General features: G+C 71.2%; 17 protein-coding genes and 1 pseudogene. 11 read left to right on the forward strand and 7 right to left on the reverse strand.

Going from position 1 to position 19,588, the window contains the following annotated elements; genetic code table 11:
• The 3 genes and pseudogenes from ACFYPM_RS31740 to ACFYPM_RS31750 all read left to right on the forward strand — a co-directional run.
• Positions 1-192 (forward strand): annotated as a pseudogene (locus tag ACFYPM_RS31740) (4Fe-4S ferredoxin); the annotation flags it as partial.
• A complete protein-coding gene (gene nrfD / locus ACFYPM_RS31745) occupies positions 189-1,265 on the forward strand; it encodes an NrfD/PsrC family molybdoenzyme membrane anchor subunit (RefSeq protein WP_387204960.1) in 1,077 nt (358 codons plus the stop codon). The pseudogene ACFYPM_RS31740 and the gene nrfD, both read left to right, overlap by 4 nt.
• 50 nt (positions 1,266-1,315) lie before the next feature.
• On the forward strand, positions 1,316-2,599 hold the full coding sequence (locus tag ACFYPM_RS31750) for an OFA family MFS transporter (protein ID WP_387204964.1): 1,284 nt from the start codon (positions 1,316-1,318) through the stop codon (positions 2,597-2,599).
• Between the two features lie 60 nt (positions 2,600-2,659).
• Here ACFYPM_RS31750 and ACFYPM_RS31755 read toward each other — a convergent pair whose 3' ends face one another.
• Both ACFYPM_RS31755 and ACFYPM_RS31760 read right to left on the reverse strand, forming a co-directional pair.
• On the reverse strand, positions 2,660-2,842 hold the full coding sequence (locus tag ACFYPM_RS31755; protein WP_387204967.1) for a hypothetical protein: 183 nt from the start codon (positions 2,840-2,842) through the stop codon (positions 2,660-2,662).
• A 129-nt stretch (positions 2,843-2,971) separates the two neighbouring features.
• Positions 2,972-3,544, reverse strand: a complete 573-nt coding sequence (locus tag ACFYPM_RS31760; RefSeq protein ID WP_387204970.1) for a winged helix-turn-helix domain-containing protein — start codon at positions 3,542-3,544, stop codon at positions 2,972-2,974.
• Between the two features lie 322 nt (positions 3,545-3,866).
• On the opposite strand from ACFYPM_RS31760, the gene ACFYPM_RS31765 reads away from it, so the two are divergent.
• A complete protein-coding gene (locus ACFYPM_RS31765) occupies positions 3,867-8,189 on the forward strand; it encodes a S8 family serine peptidase (RefSeq protein WP_387204973.1) in 4,323 nt (1,440 codons plus the stop codon).
• A 71-nt stretch (positions 8,190-8,260) separates the two neighbouring features.
• On the opposite strand, the gene ACFYPM_RS31770 is transcribed toward ACFYPM_RS31765, so the two are convergent.
• Entirely contained in the window at positions 8,261-8,758 is a 498-nt protein-coding gene (locus ACFYPM_RS31770; RefSeq protein WP_387204976.1) for a winged helix-turn-helix domain-containing protein, read from the reverse strand.
• A gap of 251 nt (positions 8,759-9,009) precedes the next feature.
• On the opposite strand from ACFYPM_RS31770, the gene ACFYPM_RS31775 reads away from it, so the two are divergent.
• Genes ACFYPM_RS31775 through ACFYPM_RS31790 form a run of 4 tightly spaced genes read left to right on the forward strand, consistent with a single transcriptional unit; the run spans position 9,010 to position 12,635 of the window.
• Positions 9,010-9,981: a phosphatase PAP2 family protein gene (locus tag ACFYPM_RS31775; protein ID WP_387204979.1), complete on the forward strand. Its 972-nt coding sequence runs from the start codon at positions 9,010-9,012 to the stop codon at positions 9,979-9,981.
• 16 nt (positions 9,982-9,997) lie between these two features.
• The gene (locus ACFYPM_RS31780) at positions 9,998-10,693 is read left to right on the forward strand and encodes a response regulator (protein WP_387204981.1); all 696 of its coding nucleotides are present in this window, start codon (positions 9,998-10,000) and stop codon (positions 10,691-10,693) included.
• Entirely contained in the window at positions 10,690-12,144 is a 1,455-nt protein-coding gene (locus ACFYPM_RS31785) for an ATP-binding protein (protein ID WP_387204984.1), read from the forward strand. Before ACFYPM_RS31780 ends, ACFYPM_RS31785 begins: the two co-directional genes overlap by 4 nt.
• A complete protein-coding gene (locus ACFYPM_RS31790; RefSeq protein WP_387204987.1) occupies positions 12,141-12,635 on the forward strand; it encodes a hypothetical protein in 495 nt (164 codons plus the stop codon). The genes ACFYPM_RS31785 and ACFYPM_RS31790 overlap by 4 nt, the downstream gene beginning before the upstream one ends.
• Here the strand turns inward: ACFYPM_RS31790 and ACFYPM_RS31795 are convergent.
• The 3 genes from ACFYPM_RS31795 to ACFYPM_RS31805 are packed head-to-tail and all read right to left on the reverse strand — an operon-like array spanning position 12,628 to position 15,961.
• Positions 12,628-13,677, reverse strand: a complete 1,050-nt coding sequence (locus ACFYPM_RS31795) for a D-alanine--D-alanine ligase family protein (RefSeq protein ID WP_387204990.1) — start codon at positions 13,675-13,677, stop codon at positions 12,628-12,630. The two genes, ACFYPM_RS31790 and ACFYPM_RS31795, sit on opposite strands and share 8 nt — an antisense overlap.
• Entirely contained in the window at positions 13,674-14,816 is a 1,143-nt protein-coding gene (alr, locus tag ACFYPM_RS31800) for an alanine racemase (RefSeq protein WP_387204993.1), read from the reverse strand. Before alr ends, ACFYPM_RS31795 begins: the two co-directional genes overlap by 4 nt.
• Positions 14,813-15,961 (reverse strand): acyltransferase family protein, encoded by a 1,149-nt coding sequence (locus tag ACFYPM_RS31805; protein WP_387204996.1) that lies wholly within the window; start codon positions 15,959-15,961, stop codon positions 14,813-14,815. Before ACFYPM_RS31805 ends, alr begins: the two co-directional genes overlap by 4 nt.
• Before the next feature lie 158 nt (positions 15,962-16,119).
• On the opposite strand from ACFYPM_RS31805, the gene ACFYPM_RS31810 reads away from it, so the two are divergent.
• Entirely contained in the window at positions 16,120-16,992 is an 873-nt protein-coding gene (locus ACFYPM_RS31810) for an LLM class F420-dependent oxidoreductase (RefSeq protein ID WP_387204999.1), read from the forward strand.
• A gap of 56 nt (positions 16,993-17,048) precedes the next feature.
• A complete protein-coding gene (locus ACFYPM_RS31815; RefSeq protein WP_387205002.1) occupies positions 17,049-17,933 on the forward strand; it encodes a S41 family peptidase in 885 nt (294 codons plus the stop codon).
• 389 nt (positions 17,934-18,322) lie between these two features.
• Here ACFYPM_RS31815 and ACFYPM_RS31820 read toward each other — a convergent pair whose 3' ends face one another.
• Positions 18,323-18,715: a hypothetical protein gene (locus tag ACFYPM_RS31820; protein WP_387205004.1), complete on the reverse strand. Its 393-nt coding sequence runs from the start codon at positions 18,713-18,715 to the stop codon at positions 18,323-18,325.
• 260 nt (positions 18,716-18,975) lie between these two features.
• Here ACFYPM_RS31820 and ACFYPM_RS31825 point away from each other — a divergent pair, with 260 nt between their 5' ends.
• Positions 18,976-19,578 (forward strand): RICIN domain-containing protein, encoded by a 603-nt coding sequence (locus ACFYPM_RS31825; protein WP_387205007.1) that lies wholly within the window; start codon positions 18,976-18,978, stop codon positions 19,576-19,578.
• Positions 19,579-19,588: the final 10 nt, after the last annotated feature.

Genomic DNA, 19,588 nt, shown 5'->3' on the forward strand with positions numbered 1-19,588 from the left:
CACGACCCGAATGATGGTGTGGGTGGTGACGGGGCGTTCTTCCTGCTGTTGGACGAGCCCGAGGTGTACGGGCTGCCGCCGGATCCGGTCGTGACCAGCCGTGACCTGCCGGCGATGTGGAAACGCGCGGGCCTCGCCGCCCTCACCATGACGGCTGCCACCGTGTTCGCGTTCGTCGGAGGTCGGCCGTGACCGACCGGCCAGCGAACGAGCCGGCCGGTGCCCGGTTCCGCGAGTTCCAGGACCGCGTCGACCAGGCCGTCGGGCAGCGCCGGCGCGGCCGGGGTGGCGGTCACGACGGCGAGCAACTGACCGTGCCGGTGGCCGACTTCACCTCCTACTACGGCCGGCCGATCCTCAAACCGCCGGTGTGGAAGCACGACATCGCCGGTTACCTCTTCACCGGGGGCCTCGCCGCCGGGGGCGCGTTGATCGGCGCGGGCGCCCAACTGACCGGCCGGCCCGGCCTGCGTCAGGTGGGGAGGTGGACCGCGCTCGGCGGCGTCACCGCCAGCGCGTACCTGCTGGTGCACGACCTCGGGCGGCCCGCCCGGTTCCACCACATGCTCCGGGTCGCCAAGCTGACGTCGCCGATGTCGGTCGGCACCTGGATCCTCACCGTGTTCGGGCCACTGGCCGGTATCGCCGCGATCGCCGAACTGGCGCCGCGGCTGCCGCGACACGGCGTGCTCGGCCTCGCCCGCCGGCTGGCGCCCCCGGTCGGCAACGTCGCCGGCCTGGCCGCCGCGGCCACCGCCCCGGCGCTGGCCACCTACACCGGGGTGCTGCTCGCCGACACCGCCGTACCGTCCTGGCACGACGCGTACCCGTCGTTGCCGTTCGTGTTCGCCGGCAGCGCGCTCGCCGCCGCGTCCGGGGTCGCACTGATCGCGGCGCCCGCCGCCCAGACCGCCCCGCTGCGGCGACTCGTCCTCGCCGCCGCGAGCACCGAACTGGTCGGCGGTCGCCGGCTGGAGCGGATGGGCCTGACCGGTGAGCCGTACACGCACGGCCGCAGCGGCCGACTGGTCCGGGCCGGGCGGGTGCTGCTCGGTGTGGGCACCGTCGCGGCGTTGTTCAGCCGGCGGAGCCGGATCCTGTCCGCGCTCTCCGGCGCCGCGCTTGTCGCATCGTCGGTGGCCACCCGGTTCGGCGTCTTCGAGGCGGGCATGGCGTCGGCGCGCGACCCGAAGTACACGGTCGTGCCGCAACGGGAGCGGCGCGACCGCCGGGAAGGCCGGTCGCCGGCCGAGAAGGGGACATAGCTCGACCAGCAGGCGCCAGCCAATGAGCCAGCAGACGGGGGACTCAGCTCATGGCACACTCCGCAACCGACCAAGGAAGATCCGCGCCGACGCGGGGCCGATGGGGTCTCGTCGTCGCCGCGGTGCTCGTCCAACTCGCGCTCGGCGCGGTGTACGCGTGGAGCGTGTTCAACAAGCCGTTGCAGGACGAATTCGGCTGGGCCAAGTGGGAGGCCGTGCTGCCGTTCGAGGTGGCGATCGGCACGATCTTCATCGGCAGCCTGATCGGCGGGCGCATCCAGGACCGGCGTGGCCCGCGACCGGTCGCGCTCGGCGGTGGGGTGCTCTACGCGGTCGGCAACATGCTGGCCTCGCTCACGTCGTCGGAGGACGACCTGTGGTTGCTGGTGCTCACCTACGGCGTGCTGGGGGGAATCGGCCTGGGGGCCGCGTACATCACCCCGATCGCGATGCTCGCCAAGTGGTTCCCGGACCGGCGCGGCCTGATCACCGGCATCGCGGTCGCCGGGTTCGGCTTCGGCGCCGTGATCGTCGCGCCGGTGGCGAAGGGGCTGCTCAACGGCACCGACGATCCCACCCACGTGTTCTTCCCGCTGGGCGTCGCGTACCTGATCGCGATCCTGCTCGGGGCGTCGTTCTTCCGTAACCCGCCGGCGGGCTACCAGGTGCCCGGGTTCACGCCGAAGACCGCCGGTCGGGCCCTCGCCGGCACCCGGGTCTACACCCTGCGCGAGGCTCTGCGCACCCGGCAGTGGTACCTGCTCACCGGCATCCTGGCGCTCAACGTCACCTGTGGCATCGCGCTGATCTCCCAGGCGTCCGATGCCGCCCAGGTGATCACCGGGGCCAGTGCGGCGGCGGCCGCCACCCTGGTCGGTGTGCTCGGTCTGTTCAACGGGGCCGGCCGGGTGGCCTGGGCGTGGTTGTCCGATCGCACCGGGCGGATGCCGGCGTTCCTGGGGATGCTGCTGCTCCAGGCGATCTGCTTCTTCATCCTGCCGCACGCCGCGTCGCTGGCGCTCTTCGCGGTCCTGGCCGCCCTGGTCTACCTGGCGTACGGCGGCGGATTCGGCACGATGCCCGCCACCGCGGCCGACTACTTCGGCACGCCCAACGGCGGTGCCATCTACGGCGCGATGATCGTTGCCTGGAGCATCGGCGGCGTCATCGGACCGCTTGTCACGTCGCTGCTCTACGAGGCGAGCGGCAAGAGCTACACGCTGCCGTTCACGGTCATCGCGATCGTCGCCCTCATCGCGCTGATCCTGCCGCCGATCACCCGGATGCCGTCCGAGCCGGGTCTGCCCCGGTCGCCGGGCGGCGCAGGCCGCTGAGCCGGCCGGCGAGAGCGACGTGGGGTGCGGGCCGGGAGGCGGTCCGCACCCACGTCGACATCACTCGCGGGAGAACCCGCCCTTGGGGGCGATGATTTCGAGGTTGGTGCCGTCGGGGTCGTTGGAGTACGCGACCTCGGTGCCGACGGCGGCGGCGGGTTCACCTCGCCGTCGGCGAAGGTGTACGGCTGCCCGAGGAACTCGATCCCGGCCGCGCTCCGTCGGGGGGTTCGGGAACGCCATGCTGACTCTACTTACCAGCGTTCTTCGCCGCCTTGTCGTTGCTGATCCTGGTGTCGTACCCCCTACGCGCCAGATCATGCGACGACGTGCCCGACCGCATACGCGCCGCCTGCCCACATCAGGCAGGCGTCACGCTCTTTCGATGCGCGGATGCCGACGATCGGTCAGCCGCAGCCCGACACCTCGCACCGCTTCGATGCTGGCTCCGGTGTCGAGCTCGTGCAGCTTGCGCCGCAGCCGCTTCACCAGGGACTGCACGTCCGCCCTGCGCTCCCGCCCCTCGTCCCGCCAGACCGACCGGTGCAGGTCGGCGTAGCTCCAGACCCGGACCGGCTCGGTGGTCAGGCAGATCAGCAGGTCGTGCTCCAGTCGGGTGAGGTCGACCTCGCGGTCCCGGTAGCGGGCGACGGACCGGGCGGAGTCGATCACCAGAGCGGAATTCGCGGCGGGCGTCGTGCTGGCCGGTTGCTGCGGTACGGCGATCAGCCGGCGTAGCTCGTCGAGGTCGGCCACCAGCAGCAGTGGCGCGATGCCGTCGAGGCGTTCCGCGAGCCGGATCCGTTCGGCCGGGGACGAGGTCACCGCGATCAGCAGCGGGAACGGCTCGTCGGCCGGATCACCCCGATTCCACGTCGCCTCGTCGTCGTCCTCGGCCACAGCACCGCCCGGGATCGATGGGCATCCCTGCCCAGCTATCGTCATGGTCCTGACAATGATTGGCAAGCGCGTCGCCAGCAGGGCAACTCTTAGCGACAAGTTGCTCACGGCAGGTTCTTGATCGCCCGATCATCTCGATCATAGTGTCCAGTCGGGCAACCGGCGTGACCCGCGCGGTGCATGGGGAGACATGGGGGGTTCGATCGCTCGGCCCGCCGAGACGATCCTCCCGCACCCTCACCATGGCCCTTTGACACCCTGGGTCGTTCTGAGGGAGGCAGCACCAATGTTCAGACGTCCACAATGGGGGCGCGCGGCCAGATCACTGGTCAGCGCCGGGGCGGCGACGATCCTCGCCGCCACATGCTTGGTCACCATCGGATCCGGCGCGCAGGCCGCGCCGGGCGGCGCGACGGGGGCGGGAGACAAGATCCGACCGGAGCTCGCGAAGCAGCTCCAGGCCAAGAGTGAAGGGGACTTCTGGATCCGGTTCAAGGACCGGGCGGACCTGAGCAAGGCCAGCGCCATCAAGGACTGGTCGAAGCGCGGCACGGCGGTCGCGGACGCTCTGCGCCAGACCGCCGCGGCGAGCCAGGGCAAGATCCGGGCCGACCTCGACAGCGCGGGCGCGAAGTACCAGACCTTCTGGGTCACCAACGCGATCAAGGTGAACAGCGGCTCCCTCGCGATGGCGCAGAAGTTCGCCGGCCACGCCGAGGTCGAGGGCCTCTACGCCCCGGTCGCCTACAAGCTGCCCGAGACGATCAAGGGCACCGACGAGAAGACCGTGAACGCCCTGGAGTGGGGCATCGCCAACATCAACGCCGACGACGTCTGGTCCCAGTTCGGGGTCAAGGGCGAGGGCATCACCATCGCGAGCATCGACAGCGGGGTGCAGTTCGACCACCCGGCGCTGGTGAACTCCTACCGCGGCAACAACGGCGACGGGACGTTCGACCACAACTACAACTGGTTCGACGCTGCCGACGCCTGCGCGACCGGCCCCTGCGACGACGACGGCCACGGTACGCACACGATGGGCACCATGGCCGGCTCCGACGGCGCGAACCAGATCGGTGTCGCCCCCGGGGTCAAGTGGATCGCGGCCAACGGTTGCTGCCCCACCGACGCCGCCCTGATCGAGTCGGGTCAGTGGATGCTCGAACCGCTCGACCTCAACGGCCAGAACGCGGACGCGAGCAAGCGACCGAACGTCATCAACAACTCGTGGGGCACCATTGACCCGTCCAACGAGCCCTTCATGGAGGACGTGACGGACGCCTGGGCCGCGTCCGGGATCTTCGGCGTCTGGTCCAACGGCAACAGCGGGCCGGCATGTCAGACCAGCGGCTCACCCGGCAGCCTCGCCAGCAACTACTCCACCGGCGCGTACGACGCCAACAACAACATCGCCGGCTTCTCCGCCCGGGGCGCCGGGCAGAACGGCGAGATCAAGCCCAACATCTCCGCCCCCGGCGTGAACGTCCGGTCGAGCATCCCGGGCAACGCCTACGGCAGCGCCAGCGGCACCTCGATGGCCGCGCCGCACCTCGCGGGCGCGATCGCGCTGCTGTACTCGGCGGCCCCGTCGCTCATCGGTGACGTCGACGCGACCCGTGCGCTGCTCAACGGCACCGCGATCGACAAGGCCGACGCCCAGTGCGGCGGCACCGCGGCCGACAACAACGTCTACGGCGAAGGCCGGCTGGACGCCCTCGCGTTGCTCACCGCCGCGCCGACCGGCGACATCGGCACCCTGGCCGGCACGGTCACCGACGCGGCCACCGGCGCCCCGATCGCCGGCGCGACCCTGACGCTCACCGGCCCGACCGCGCGTGCGGTGACCACCGGCGCCAACGGCACCTACTCGACCCAACTCCCCACCGGCGACTACCAGGTCGCCGTGGCGGCCTTCGGTTACGCCAGCACCACGAAGTCGGCGACGGTCACCAAGGCCACGACCACCACGCTCAACGTCGCGCTGACGCCGGTGCCGAGTGTGAACGTCACCGGGGCGGTCACCGACGGCTCCGGGCACGGCTGGCCGCTGTACGCGAAGGTGACCGTGACCGGGGTGGCCGGTGTCTACGACTACACCACGCCGTCGAACGGCCGATACAGCCTCAAGCTGCCGGCCGGGCAGACCTACACCCTGACGTACGAGTCGCAGTACCCGGGTTACCAGACCGTCACCAAGCAGGTCGTGGTCGGCTCGGGCAACACCACCGCCAACGTCGCGGTGCCGGTGAACACCACCACCTGCACCACCGCGCCCGGCTACACGTTCGGCTCCGACGGTGAGTACGAGTCCTTCGACGGCACGACCGCGCCGCCCGGCTGGACGGTCGTGGACAACGCGGGCAGCGGTCAGGTCTGGACGTTCACCGACGACGGCGACCGGGGCAACCTGACCGGCGGCGGCGGCAACTTCGCGATGATCGACAGTGACAACTACGGTGCGGGCACCAGCCAGGACACCTCCCTGGTCAGCCCGGTGGTCGACCTGACCGCCGTCACGGCCCCGGTCATCCGGTTCAACCAGGACTTCAACCAGCTCAACGACGACACCGCCGACGTGGATCTGAGCATCGACGGTGGTGCCACCTGGACCAACGTGCTCCGCCAGGAGACCGACGTCCGGGGCCCGAAGGTGACCGAGATCGCGATCCCGCAGGCGGCCGGTCAGGCGCAGGTGCAGGTCCGGTTCCACTACTACGACGCGAGCTACGAGTGGTGGTGGGAGGTCGACAACGTCCTGATCGGCAGCCAGATCACCTGCGTGCCGGTCGACGGTGGGCTGGTCGTCGGCAACGTCCGCGACAAGAACGACAACAGCTACGTCAACGGCGCGACCGTCACCAGCAAGGACAAGCCCGCCGAGAAGGCGGTCACCGTGGCGACCCCGGACGACCCGGAGTTGGCCGACGGCTTCTACTGGATCTACTCGACGCTCACCGGCACGCACCCGTTCACCGCGAGCGCCGGTAACTACGTCAGCCAGACCAAGCAGGTCGACGTGGAGGCCGACTGGGCGACCGTCGCGAACTTCCAGCTTGCGGCCGGTCGGCTGTCGGTAACGCCGACGCAGTTGAGCGCCACGCTCCAGATGCCCAACGGCAAGGCCAGCAAGACCTTCACGGTGACCAACACCGGTGGCGCGCCGGTCGAGGTCAAGTTCGCCGAGCGGGACAACGGATTCGAGATCCTCCGGGCGGACGGGTCCACGGTCACCCGCCAGCAGGTGCTCGGTGGCTCCGGTGCGCCGGAGCAGCGGATCACCGCCGCGACGTCCTTCGCCGCGAAGGCGTCCGGCAAGCAGGCCAAGGCCACCACCGCCGGGGTCGGCGCGCAAGCGGCGCCGTGGACCGACATCGCCGACTACCCGTCCACCATCATGGACAACCGGGTGGTCAACCTGGGCGGCAAGGTCTACTCGCTCGGCGGTGGCGACGGGAGCGCCTCCACCACGAAGAACTACGCCTACGACCCGGTCGCGCAGACCTGGACGGCGATCGCCGACCTTCCCGGTGCCCGCAACGCCCTGACGGCGGGCGTCGTGGAGGGGAAGATCATCGTCACCGGCGGCTGGGGTGACTCGGGGCCGGACTCCGCCACCTGGTCGTACGACCCGGGGGCCAACACCTGGACGGAGCTGGCCGACAACCCGGCGCCGCGGTCGGCGGCCGGTCAGGCCGTCGTCGACGGCAAGCTGTACGCCATCGGCGGCTGCACCACCGCCGGCTGCACGCCGATGTCGAACAGTGTCGTCCGGTACGACCCGGGCAGTGACACCTGGACGACGCTTGCCAACTACCCGAAGTCGGTGGCCTTTGCCTCCTGCGGCGGCATCGACGGCATCATCTACTGCACCGGCGGCAACGACGGGGCCGCGGCGCAGAAGTCCAGCTACGCCTACGACCCGGGCGCCAACACCTGGTCCACGATCGCCGACGCGCCGACCGACAACTGGGCCAGCTCGTACGCCGTCGCCAACGGCAAGCTCCTCGTCGTCGGTGGTTCGCAGGGTGGGGCCATCAGCAACGCGGGCTTCGCCTTCGACCCGGGCGCCGGTTCGTGGTCGAACCTGCCGAACGCCAACACCCCGCGATACCGCGGCGGGGCGGCGTGTGGCTTCTACAAGATCGGCGGCTCGTCCGGGAGCTTCGACGCGGCACCGGACAGCGAGGTGCTGCCCGGCTTCGAGGGCTGCGCCGAGTCGGCGGCCGACGTCAGCTGGATGGCGATCGACAAGTCGGCGGCCACCCTCGCGCCGGGTGCGAAGGTCACGGTCACCGTCACGATGACGGCGAACGTGGACCAGCCGGGCACCTACTCCGGTGCGGTCGCGATCGCGGAGAACACGCCGTACTCGGTCGCGCCGGTCGCGGTGACGATGACCGTGAACCCCCCGAAGACGTGGGGCAAGCTCATGGGCACGGTCACCGGCACCAGCTGCCAGGGTGCGACCTCGCCGCTCACCGGTGCGGTCGTGCAGGTCGACTCGTGGGCGTCGTCGTGGACCTTCGCGACCGACGCCGAGGGCAAGTACGCCTACTGGGTGGACCGCCGCAACAACCCGATCACGATGATCGTCGCCAAGGACGGCTGGAAGCCGCAGACCCGCCAGACGAAGGTCAACGTCACCACTCCCACGGTGGAGGACTTCGGGTTGGCGCCGATCCGGTGCTGACACCCGAGCGGTAGCGACGACGTCCGGCCCGCCTGGTCGCAGACCAGGCGGGCCGGACCGGGTCCGGCGGATCAGACCGGGACGAGTCGGAAGCCGACCCCGCGTACCGAGTGGATCGTCGCCGCGGCGTTCAGCCGGGCGAGCTTGCCGCGTACCCGGCGGACCACCGAGTGCATGTCCGAGCCCCGTCCGAGGTGCCGGTTGCCCCAGACCTCAAGGTGCAGGCGCTCGTAGGTCCAGATCTGCCCGGGCGCGTGCACCAGGCAGAGCAGGACGTCGTGCTCCAGCCGGGTCAGGTCGATCTCCTGGTCGCGCCACCGCAACACCCGCCGGTCGGAGTCGACGGTCAGCTCCGGCGGTGGGCTCGGCGCCCCCTCGGCGAGCACGCCCGGCACCGGGGCAGCCGGAAGGGGAGGCGTCTCGATCACCCCGAGGAACTCCCGCGCCTGGTCGACTGTCGAGACGATCAGGAAGGCGTTGCTTCCGCCGAGTAGTCGGGCCAGCTGTCGGCGTTCGGCCGGTGACGACGCGATGCCGATGACCAGGCTGGCGACTGGAGTTTCCTGCATTCCCCCAACCCCTTCCGGTTCCCCAACTCACTCCGGATGGATCTTTCGCACCGTCGACGCACACATCGATCGGCGTCCTGACCCTAGTGGCGGCTGATCTCGGGCGGGTAAAACCTCGTCGCATGCAGGCAGATGAATTCGACCACGTCGCGGGGGCACCGGCGGGGCCTTCGGCGGTCCGACAGCGGTTGTGACAGAACCAAGACATTCCGCGTACGGCGTACGGACCTGTCGGGGCGAGCATGGTCGCCATGTCCATCGGATCGTCGTACCCCGTCGGGCGGTCGACGCCCGGCCCGCAGCCGGCGCGGCCGCTGCCACACGCGCGCGCGGCGGTGCCGCTGGGTCTGCGGCTGCTCGCGGCGTCGCTGTGCGGCCTGCTCGCCCTGACCCTCACGGCGGCCGTCTTCGTGCGCACGTACCCCGGTCAGTGGTGGGACGGCGCGCTCCTGCCGCGCGCCGCGCGGGGCGGCGGGTACGAGCAGCAGACCGTCCTGGTGGGTCCGGCCAAGGGCGTCCTGGCCGCCTTCGGTAGCCCGACACTCCTCGCCGCCCTGCTCGGCGCGGTGCTGGTGGTGGGTGCGCTCCGCCGTCGGCTGGCGGCGGGTGTGGTCGGCGTGGGCCTGGTCGTGTGCGCGGTGGTGGTGGCCGGCGTGGTGAAGTCGGCGCTGCCCCGCCCGGATCTCCAGATCGAGAGTTCGACCACCCACAACAGTTTCCCCAGCGGCCACGTCGCGGCGGCGACGGCGCTGCTGCTGGCGTTCATGCTGGTCCTGCCCGGTTGGGCCCGGCGGTGGCTGGTGGTGCCGGGCGCCGCCGGTGTCGCGGTCGTCGCCTCGGCCACGATGATCGCGGGCTGGCACCGGTTCAGTGACGCGCTCGGCGGCGTACTGCTGGGGGTGGCGTTGTTCTGCCTGGCCGCGGCGGCGCTGGTGGCCTGGCGCGGTGGCCAGGGGGCGGACGGCCGACCGGAGGGCGGCGGCCGGTGGCGCGGCCTGGCCGTGGTGACGGCCGGCCCGGTCGCGCTGGTGTGGGCGCTGGTGGTGGTCGTGCCCGGGTTGGTCGCGGCGGTGCAGCGCGGGGCGCTCGTCGCCATCGTGGGCGTTGGCGCGGTGACGATGGTCCTGGTGGGTGCGGTGGTGTTCCTGGTGCGGACCACCGACTTCGCGGGTCCGCCTCCCGCGCGGTCGCGGCCATCGACCGGATCTCAAAAGATCTCATGATGGGATACTTGACGACATGTCCCAGGTGCTGCTGATCGAAGACCACCAGACGGTGCGCGACGGGCTGCAACTGGCGCTCACCCGGCAGGGCCACACCGTGCACGCCGTCGGCACCGGGGAGCAGGGACTGGACCGGCTGCGTAGGACCTCGTCCGACGTGGTGGTCCTCGACCTCATGCTGCCCGGGATGGACGGGTTCGAGGTGTGCCGCCGGATTCGGCAGCTCGGCGACCTGCCGATCATCATGCTCACCGCCCGCAACGACGACATGGACGTGGTGGCGGGTCTGGAGGCCGGCGCGGACCACTACGTGGTCAAACCCGTGCGGGCCCGGGTGCTCGAAGCGCGCATCCGCGCGGTGCTCCGACGCACCGGTGGCGAGTCGCGGCGTCCCGTCGGCGAGCGCGCCGCTGTGGAACAGTACGGCCCGTTGACCATCGACCGGGCCGCGCTCGTGGTCAACAAGGACGGGACGCCGGTCGGGCTGGCGCCGACCGAGTTGCGCCTGCTGCTCGCACTCTCGCACACCCCGGGCCAGGTGCTCAGCCGTCAGCAACTGCTGGAGGCCGTGTGGGAGCACGGGTATCTCGGGGACTCGCGACTCGTGGACGCGTGCGTCCAGCGGCTGCGCGCCAAGATCGAGATCGACTCGTCGGCGCCGGTCTTCATCCAGACCGTGCGCGGCTTCGGCTACCGTTTCGGGCCGCTGTGACCCGCTGGGCCAGTGCCCGGGTCCTGGGCCTGCGGGTCCGGCTGCTCCTGACCTTCGCGCTGCTGGGCGTGACCACGACGGTGGCCGTGGCCAGTGGCAGCTACGTCCAGGCCCGCACCGTCATCCTGCAACAGGCGCAGGACGCCGCCGTGCTGTCGCTGACCGACCAACTCACCAAGGTCTACCCGATCGTCCAGCTCCCACCGACCCAGGTTGACCTAGACCTGCTGGCCCAGCGGCTCTCCGACCGGCAGGGCTTCGCGGTGGTCGTCTACCGGAACATGCGGTCACAGGGCGGCGCGGAGATCGCCGACCCGCTCACCCCGGAGCTGCGCCGGGAGGTCGGCGAGGGACGGATCGCCTGGCAGCGGATCTCGCGCGACGGACAGCCCTGGCTGCTCATCGGCACCCAGCTGGCGCTCGAGGTGTCCGACGGCACGTCCCGGCCGTCCGGGCTGGAGGTCTACTCGGTGCGCAACCTCGTGCCCGAGCAGCAGAGCATCGACCGGCTCGCCACCCGGGCGTGGCAGACCGGTGGGCTGTCCCTGATCCTCGCCGTCCTGCTGGCCCTGCTGGCCGCCCGCGGTGTGCTGCGACCCGTCCGCGACCTGGGCCGGGCGGCACGCCGCCTCGGCGAGGGCGACCTGAGCACCCGGCTGACGGTTCGGGGCGCCGACGAGCTGGCCGATGTGGCGCGGACCTTCAACGACACGGCCGGGACGCTGGAACGGCAGGTCGGAAAGCTGCGGCGGATGGAGTCCGACGCCCGCCGCTTCGTGGCCGACGTCTCGCACGAACTGCGTACGCCACTGGCGGCGATGACGGCGGTGACCGACGTGCTCGACGAGGAGGCGGAGCACCTGCCCGGTGACGCGGGCCGGGCCGCCCGGCTGGTCAGCCGGGAGACGCAGAACCTCACCCAGCTGGTCAACGACCTCATCGAGGTCAGCAGGTTCGACTCCGGTACGGCACGGCTCGCCCTGGACGACGTGGACGTGGCCGCGGCGGTGACCGCGACCCTGCGGATCCGGGGTTGGCTCGACCGGGTACGCGCCGAACTGCCACCCGGAGTCGTGGCCCGGCTGGATCCCCGCCGGCTCGACGTCATCGTCGCCAACCTGGTCGGCAACGCCTTCCGGCACGGCGCCGAGCCGGTGTCGGTACGCCTGCGCGCGGACCCGGACTGGGTGACCATCGAGGTCGCCGACCAGGGGCCGGGGCTGGACCCGGCCGTCCTGCCGCAGGTGTTCGACCGCTTCTACAAGGCCGACACCGCGCGAACCCGCTCCGAGGGCAGCGGCCTCGGCCTCGCCATCTCCTGGGAGAACGCGCGCCTGCACCACCACGGCGACCGGCGGGGGACTCTCGTCGCGGGCAACGCCCCCGGTGGCGGAGCGGTGTTCACCCTCCGTCTGCCCCGCGACCCGGCGGACGCCGAAGGTGCCCGGTGACCAGGCGCGCGCTGCTCGCCGGTGGCGTTCTGCTCGCGCTGCTCGCCACCGGCGGCTGCGGGGTCCGGCCCAGTGCGGTCATCACCGGCCGGCCCGCGGTCAGCGGACCCTCGGGAGGCGTCGGGCTCTACCTGCTCGCGGAGGGTGAACTCGTGCTGGTCCTCCGCCCGGCGTCGGCGGACGCCTCGCCCGCCAACGCGCTCGCCCTGCTCGCGGCCGGTCCACTGGAGTACGAACGCGGCCTGGGTCTCACCAGCGAGGTGCCGGCCGGGCTCGACCCGGTCACGCTGACGTCCGGAGCCAACCGGTCCGACGGCCTCACCGTACGGACGACCGGCGCGGCGCGGTCGCTGTCGTCGAGGGCGGCCGACCAGATCATCTGTACGGTGGCCGGGGCCGCGGCCCAGTCCGGCCTGGCGCAGAATTCCCCAGCGGTCACCATCGTCGGGTCCGACGGCGCCCGGCCACCCCGGCCGTGCCCGCTCAGGTGACCGCGTGCCGACCGCCGTTGCGCGCCAGATCGACGGGTCGGGCCTGCCGGGGCAGCCCGGTGTGGTGACCCCGGTCCTCATCGACGAGCGCGCCGGCGACCAGGATGTCGATGAGTGCGGCGAACCCGAGACCGGCCTGCGCCCAGATCTGCGGGAACTGCGATGCGGCGGTGAAACCGGGGAACGTGTTGACCTCGTTCACGATGGGCTCGGGTGACCCCTCGGCGGGCAGGAAGAAGTCGACCCGGAGCAGACCACGGCAGTCCAGGGCGCGGAAGGCGCGGATCGCCCGGTCCTGGAGCACCTCGGTGGTCTCCGCGTCGAGCGGGGCGGGGATCTGGAAGGCCGCCCCGCCGTCGTACTTCGCGTCGTAGTCGAAGAAGCCGGGGCCGGTCACCCGGATCTCCAGCGGCGGGCCGGCCTGCACCCGCCCGTCCGGGTGCTGGAGGACCGCCACGTCGATCTCCCGTCCGCGCGCCCCCTGCTCGACAAGCACCTTCGGGTCGACCGCTCGGGCCTGCTCCAGCGCGGCGGGCACACCCGCCCACTCGTCCACCTTGACCACGCCCAGGCTGGAACCGGCCCGGGCCGGCTTGACGAAGACCGGCAGGTCCAGCCGTTGCCGGTCGCCGGGCGACAACTCCTCGCCGGGACGCAGGGTCACCCCCGGGCTGACCCGCAGGCCCTCCGCCGCGAGGAGCCGCTTGGTGACACCCTTGTCCATGCCGGCGGCGCTGGCGAAGACACCGTTTCCGACGTACGGCACGCCGAGCCACTCCAGCAGCGACGCCACCGTGCCGTCCTCGCCGTACGGGCCGTGCAGGGCCGGAAACACCACATCCTGGGTACGCAGCACGCGCAGCGCCTGGGGGAGTGTCGTCGGGCGACCGCCGACGTGCCAGCCGCCGGCACGGTCGATGAGCACCTCGGTGACCTCGTACCGCTCCCGGTCCAGGTTGGCGAGGATGCTCTGCGCCGAGCGGCAGGACACCTCGTGCTCGCCGCTCTGTCCGCCGTACAGCACTGCCAGTCGGGTCGTCATGAATTCCGTGCCCTTTCGTGGAGATGGTCGCGGGCCACCCGCGGCCCGATCCCGGTCAAGATCGCGTGCGGGTTGGTGTCGGCCCAGCGGGCCCACTCGACGACAGTCGGAGGGGCCTGCTCACCCTCGGCGGGGCCGAAGACCACGACCGGGTCGCCGATCGTCACCGGAAGGTCCCCGGCGTCGACCACGCACTGGTCCATCGCGACGCGCCCGACGATGGGGCATCGTCGGCCGGCGAGCCACACCTCGGCGCGACCGCCGGTGGCGCGGGGCAACCCGTCGGCGTAGCCGAGCGGCAGCAGCGCCAGCGTGGTCGGCGCGGCGGTGACGTGGTCGGGACCGTAGGAGACGCCCGTGCCGGCGGGCACCCGCTTGACGTTGACCACACTCGTGCGCAACGTCATCGCCGCGGTCAGCCCGAACTCGCCCGGACCGCTCGCCCCGAACGGGTCCACGCCGTACAGCGCGATCCCGATCCGGCAGAGGTCGAAGCGGGTCCGCGGCGCGGACAGCGCGGCCGCCGAGTTGGCCAGGTGCACCAGGTCCGGGTCGAGGCCGGCCGTGCGGGTGACCCGCAACGCCTCCTCGAAGGTCGCCACCTGCCGACTCAGCTCGGGAGCGCCCGGCAGGTCCGCGTCGACGAGGTGGGACCACACCCCGCGCACCCGGACCGCGCCCTCCCGCTCGTACTTGCGGGCCCAACCCACCAACTCCGGCCAGTCGTCACCGGCGGCCCCGTTGCGGGACAGACCGGTGTCCGCCTTGAGCTGCACCATCGCCGGTACGCCGAGCAGGTGGACCGCGTCGACGACGGCGTGCAGGTGCGTCGTGGTGGACACCCCGATGTCGACGCCCGCCGTGATCAACGCCGCGAAGTCGTCGTTCGGCCGGTGCAGCCAGCTCAACGTGGGCGCGGTCACCCCCGCCGTACGCAGGGCCAGCGCCTCGGCCGTCGAGGTCACCCCCAGCCAACGGGCGCCGGCGCGCAGCGCGGCACGGGCCACCTGCACCGCGCCGTGGCCGAACCCGTCCGCCTTCACCACGGCCATCAGGTCGGTGCCGGTGAGCGACGTGATGGCGCGCACATTGTCGGCGATCGCCCCGAGGTCGACCACCGCCTCGGCCAGGGCGCTCATCCGGCCGCCTCCGCCCGGTGGGGGCCGGGGAGCGCGAACAGCCAACGCGCGTGCACCGCCACCAGCCCGCGGTGGACGGCCAGGCTCAGGACGATCACCAGCCCGCTCAGCAGAATCGGATAACCGAGCACGATCAGGCCCTGGGCGGACCGGTCCAGCCCGGAAACTCCTACGAGCAACAGCCGGTGCAGCAGGGCCAGGACCGGCAGGTGGATGACGTAGATCGGCAGTGTGATGCGGCCGAGCCTAGCCAGCGGATCGCTGAGCGCCGACCACCGGGCCAGCCGGGCAGCGGCGGTTATGCCGAAGATCACTGCCAGCACCGACGCCGCCGTCCATACGCCGAACCACTGCTGGGCGCCGGCCGCCGCCATCGCGGCGAGCGCGAGCGCGTAGGCGCCCGAGGTCAGCACGAGGCGGCGTCCGCTGGCGGTGTCCGCCCACCGCTCGATTTGCTGGCGCAGGGACAGGCCGGCGAGGAAGAAGATCAGGTTCTGGTAGACGCCGGCCCGGTTGCCCGGCGTGTCGAGCAGGCCGGCGGCGGCGATCGCGGACAACGCCGCGGCGGGTACGAGGACCAGCGCCCGGGGCACCCGGCGGGTCGCCTTGGCGAGGGCGAAGTAGAGCGCCAGCGCGTACAGGTACCAGAGGTTGGACGGTGTGATGGTGAGCTGCTCCAGCAGGCCGAGGACGGAGGTGGCGCGGTCGGTCGGCAGTTGCGGGGCGGCGGCGAGGACCGCGGTGTGGATCAGCAGCCAGACGACGTACAGGTAGAGGAACCCGCCGATCCGGCTGCGGGCGACGACCCGCCACGGCCGCTGCGCGGCGTTCGCCGCGAAGACGCCCGAGATGGTGAAGAACAGCGGCATCCGTAGCGGCAGGAACTGCTCACCGAGCGTTCCCCAGAGGCCCGGCACCGGTACGCCGACGTGCCAGTCGATCTGCAGGTAGTCCTTCACCACGACGTGCCACAGGACGACGAGGATGATGCAGACGCCCTTCGCCGCGTCGGCCCACTGCGCCCGGTCTGTCTGCCGGCCGGTGGAGACGGTCCCGGTCCAGTACCGGTGGCGAAACCGGACGCGCGTCGCCTCCGGTTGCGTTTCGACGGGCTGGGACTCGGTGGGAGACAACTGTTGGATCACTGCGCAGAAGCTGCCAGCCGAATATCCGCGCCTGATCCACGAATTGTCATGAATTGGTAATGGACGCGGCCCGCTCCGATACCCGCCCACGATGCCGGAGCGTCGTCGGCAGGACAGGTCGCGAGACGTCCCCTAGGCTCGGTGCGGAGGTGCCGAACATGAAGCTCGGGCTGCACTACTGGAACTACTCGACCCCGGCCGATCCGACCGCGATCGCGCCCACCCTGGCGCAGGCGGCCACCACCGCCGAGCAGGCCGGCGTCGCGTCGTTCACGGTGATGGACCACTTCTTCCAGATGGACGCGGTGTTCGCCGCCGAGGAGCCGATGCTGGAGGCGTACACGACGCTGGGCTACGTCGCGGCAAGGACCCAGCGGATGACGTTGGGCGTGCTGGTCACCGGTGTGATGTACCGGTACCCGGGGCTGCTGGCCAAGACCGTGACGACCCTCGACGTGCTCTCCGGCGGCCGGGCCCGCCTCGGCATCGGCGCCTCCTGGTACGAGCGGGAGCAGCTCGGGTTGGGCGTGCCGGTGGTCCCGGTCGCCGAGCGGTTCGAGCGGCTGGAGGAGACGCTGCGAATCTGCCTGCAGATGTGGAGCGCCGACGACGGCCCGTTCGACGGACGCCACTACCAGCTCGCCGAGACCATCAACTCGCCGCAGCCGTTGCGCCGCCCACACCCGCCGATCATGATCGGTGGCGGGGGCGAGAAGAAGACGCTGCTGCTGGTGGCGCGGTATGCCGACGCCTGCAACCTGTTCGGCCGCGCGGGCGCCGACGACGTCGCCCGAAAGCTGGACGTGCTGCGCGGGCACTGCGCCGCCGAGGGCCGCGACTACGACACCATCGAGAAGACGGTGGTCGCCAACCGGTCGCCGCTGGACGACATTGACGCGTTCCTTGCCGAGGTGTCCGAGTACGCCGCGCTCGGTGTGCGCGAGGTGCAGGTGACACCGGACCGGCACCCGGTCGAGTTCGCCCAGCGGCTCGGTGACGAGGTGCTGCCACGGTTGGCCGACATCGGCTGATCCGCTGCGCGAAATTCGGTGGTCGTGGGGCTGTCCGCGGTCTAGCGTGGCCCGCCGTGCTCACCAACGAACAGATCATCGAACGGGCCCTGGATCGGATCGAGGCAGGGTACGTCTTTCCTGCGAAGGTCGTGGACATCGACGCCGCGATCCGGCGCCGTCTCGCGGCAGGCGAGTACGACGGAATGGCCGGGCCGGCGCTCTGCGAGACGGTGACCGCTCACCTTCACAAGGCGTGCCCGGACAAGCATCTGCGGTTGCTGTGGTCCGACCAGCCGCAGTCGCTGGATCCAGCGGACGAGGACGGTGGGCGGGCTGCGTTCGTCGCGCTGCTGAGGGCGGAGAACCAGGGCATCCGTCGTGTGGAGCACCTGGACGGGAACGTCGGGCTCATCGACGTGCGGCGCATCGCGTACGCGAACGAAGGAGCCGAGGCGATCGGCGCGGCCATGCAGTTGGTCGCCCTCAGCTCCGCGCTCATCCTGGACCTACGCGCATGCGCCGGCGGAGCACCCGAGGGAGCCGCGATGTGGTGCAGCTATTTCTTCCCCGACGATCAGGTGCACCTCAACGACTTCTACGAGCGGTCCACCGGCGCCACCCGCCAGTTCTGGACGACCGCGCACCTTCCCGCGCCGCGCTACACGGACCGCCCGGTTTACGTGCTCACCAGCGCGATCACGTTCTCCGGGGGCGAGGACGTGGCGTACACGCTGCAGGCGCACGGCCGGAGCGTCGTCGTCGGCGAGACGACACGTGGCGGCGCGCATCCGACGGCCCGCCACGCGGTCACCGAACACATCCTCGTGACCGTGCCGACCGCCCGCACCATCAACAGCGTCACCGGCACCAACTGGGAAGGCGTCGGAGTGGTCCCCGATATGCAGGTCTCGGCGGATCAGGCACTCGACACGGCACTCACTGCCATCTCGGGCGCGTAGGCGCGGCTGCGTCCGTCATGCGGTCGGCTCACCGAGCCTTTCCGAGTAACTGTTGGTCGCGTCGTGTGATCACGTCATGCGGCGGTGGTCGTGGTGGAGCAGGACCAGGGCGAGCACGGTAAGGCCCTCCCGGCGCGGGTGCCGAGCCGTTGCCGTTCGGCCTGCAGGAGGCCGGACAGAAACGACACGGTCACCTCGCGCACGGGCAGGATGGCGGCATCAGTGACACTCGTAGCGACGCAGAACCTCGATGACGGTGATTCCGGGAATGACCACCTTCATGCCGGGGTTCTGCGTCTTGTCGTTGCACCGCAACGGATCCGGGCGCGTCCGGACCGCCGATCGAGCCAGCTACTCCAAGTCCGTACTCGGGAAGGCCCAGTGGAGGATCAGCAGGGGGTCAACTGCCAGGTCACCTTCGTCACGTTGACCGGTATATACAGGTCGCCCCCCGCCCCGCCGGCAGGAGCGCAGTTTTTGAAGGGAATCGACGAGCCGAAAGCGAACCCGGATATTACGGCGTCGCGGCCTGTGCCGTTGTAGAAGTTGAATCCCTGGATGCTGCCGGTCCACTCGCTGTTGGTCGTCAGAGACGGCGTCTCCACGGGACCCTGCGGCGGGTGATTCCAGTTGGGCCAGATGCAGAGCATGCCCTGCGGGCAGTTCCCGGACCCCCAGCCCTGTACCGACACTCCGGGTGCTGCCGCCGAGGCGGTGGGGGCGGCGGCCAGCACGCCTGCGACGGACGCGGCGATGGCGATGGCGATGGATTTCAACAGCACGGTTCACCTGCTCCAGATAGAAGTTCGTGGATGCAAATTTAAACTACCGGCGGAATATTGACACGTCAAGCACCTGAAACGACGTAGTCCGGCGGGTCAATCGGAAGCCGGCGTCCACCGGCAACGCCGCACTCGATCGGCGCTCACGGCGTACCCCAGGCGCCCGCGGTGTCGCGGCGGAGGGTGACCGGCCGGGGCCGGCCCGCCGACGACGGACCTGGCTCGTCGGTGGCCTCGCGGTCCTGCTCGCGCTCCGCCTGGTGATCGGGATTCTGGTCGTCGGCCAGACCGACTCGCCGCCCACCGACCCGGCGGTCGAGCTGGGCTGCCCCGCCGTCGGCGAGCGGTACCGCGACTATCGCCGGGTCGAGCTGCAGGAGGTCACCGCCGGCTTCCGGCCGGTGTCAGCGTCGGGCGATGCCACCCCGTGGACCAGGCCCGACCTCAGCGTGTCGCCGACGCCGAGCGCACCTGCGGCCCGGTCGGGCCACCGGCTCGTCGGGGCGGCGGGCAACAGGTGCCTGGACATCGCGGCGCCGGACTCATCGGACCCGGTCCGACTCCAGCTCGCGGACTGCCGGGACGACCGGACCCGCAACCAGCTCTGGACGATGAAGCCGGACGGGAGTGTGCAGCTGGGCGGGCGCTGCCTGGACGTGCTCGGAGCGTCCAGCGACGCCGGAGCGGCAATCCAGCTCACCACCTGCACCACGACACCGGCCCAGCGGTTCACCCTCGACGGGAACCAGCACCTGGTCAACGCCCACGGCGGGATGTGCCTGGGCGCGGTGGGCCAGAGCACCGCGAGCGGGGCGCTGATCGAGCAGCGGAGCTGTGGTGCCGGCACGAACCACCTGCGGTAGCCGGAGATGA

Source organism: Micromonospora sp. NPDC005203 (assembly GCF_042872705.1).
Classification (GTDB): Bacteria; Actinomycetota; Actinomycetes; order Mycobacteriales; family Micromonosporaceae; genus Micromonospora.

Bases quoted from the DNA above. Each gene is read 5' to 3' on its own strand.
- ACFYPM_RS31750 (WP_387204964.1), top strand. From the start codon at position 1,316: ATGGCACACTCCGCAACCGACCAAGGAAGATCCGCGCCGACGCGGGGC.
- ACFYPM_RS31755 (WP_387204967.1), bottom strand. From the start codon at position 2,842: ATGGCGTTCCCGAACCCCCCGACGGAGCGCGGCCGGGATCGAGTTCCT.
- ACFYPM_RS31760 (WP_387204970.1), bottom strand. From the start codon at position 3,544: ATGACGATAGCTGGGCAGGGATGCCCATCGATCCCGGGCGGTGCTGTG.
- ACFYPM_RS31770 (WP_387204976.1), bottom strand. From the start codon at position 8,758: ATGCAGGAAACTCCAGTCGCCAGCCTGGTCATCGGCATCGCGTCGTCA.
- ACFYPM_RS31775 (WP_387204979.1), top strand. From the start codon at position 9,010: ATGTCCATCGGATCGTCGTACCCCGTCGGGCGGTCGACGCCCGGCCCG.
- ACFYPM_RS31780 (WP_387204981.1), top strand. From the start codon at position 9,998: ATGTCCCAGGTGCTGCTGATCGAAGACCACCAGACGGTGCGCGACGGG.
- ACFYPM_RS31795 (WP_387204990.1), bottom strand. From the start codon at position 13,677: ATGACGACCCGACTGGCAGTGCTGTACGGCGGACAGAGCGGCGAGCAC.
- alr (WP_387204993.1), bottom strand. From the start codon at position 14,816: ATGAGCGCCCTGGCCGAGGCGGTGGTCGACCTCGGGGCGATCGCCGAC.
- ACFYPM_RS31810 (WP_387204999.1), top strand. From the start codon at position 16,120: ATGAAGCTCGGGCTGCACTACTGGAACTACTCGACCCCGGCCGATCCG.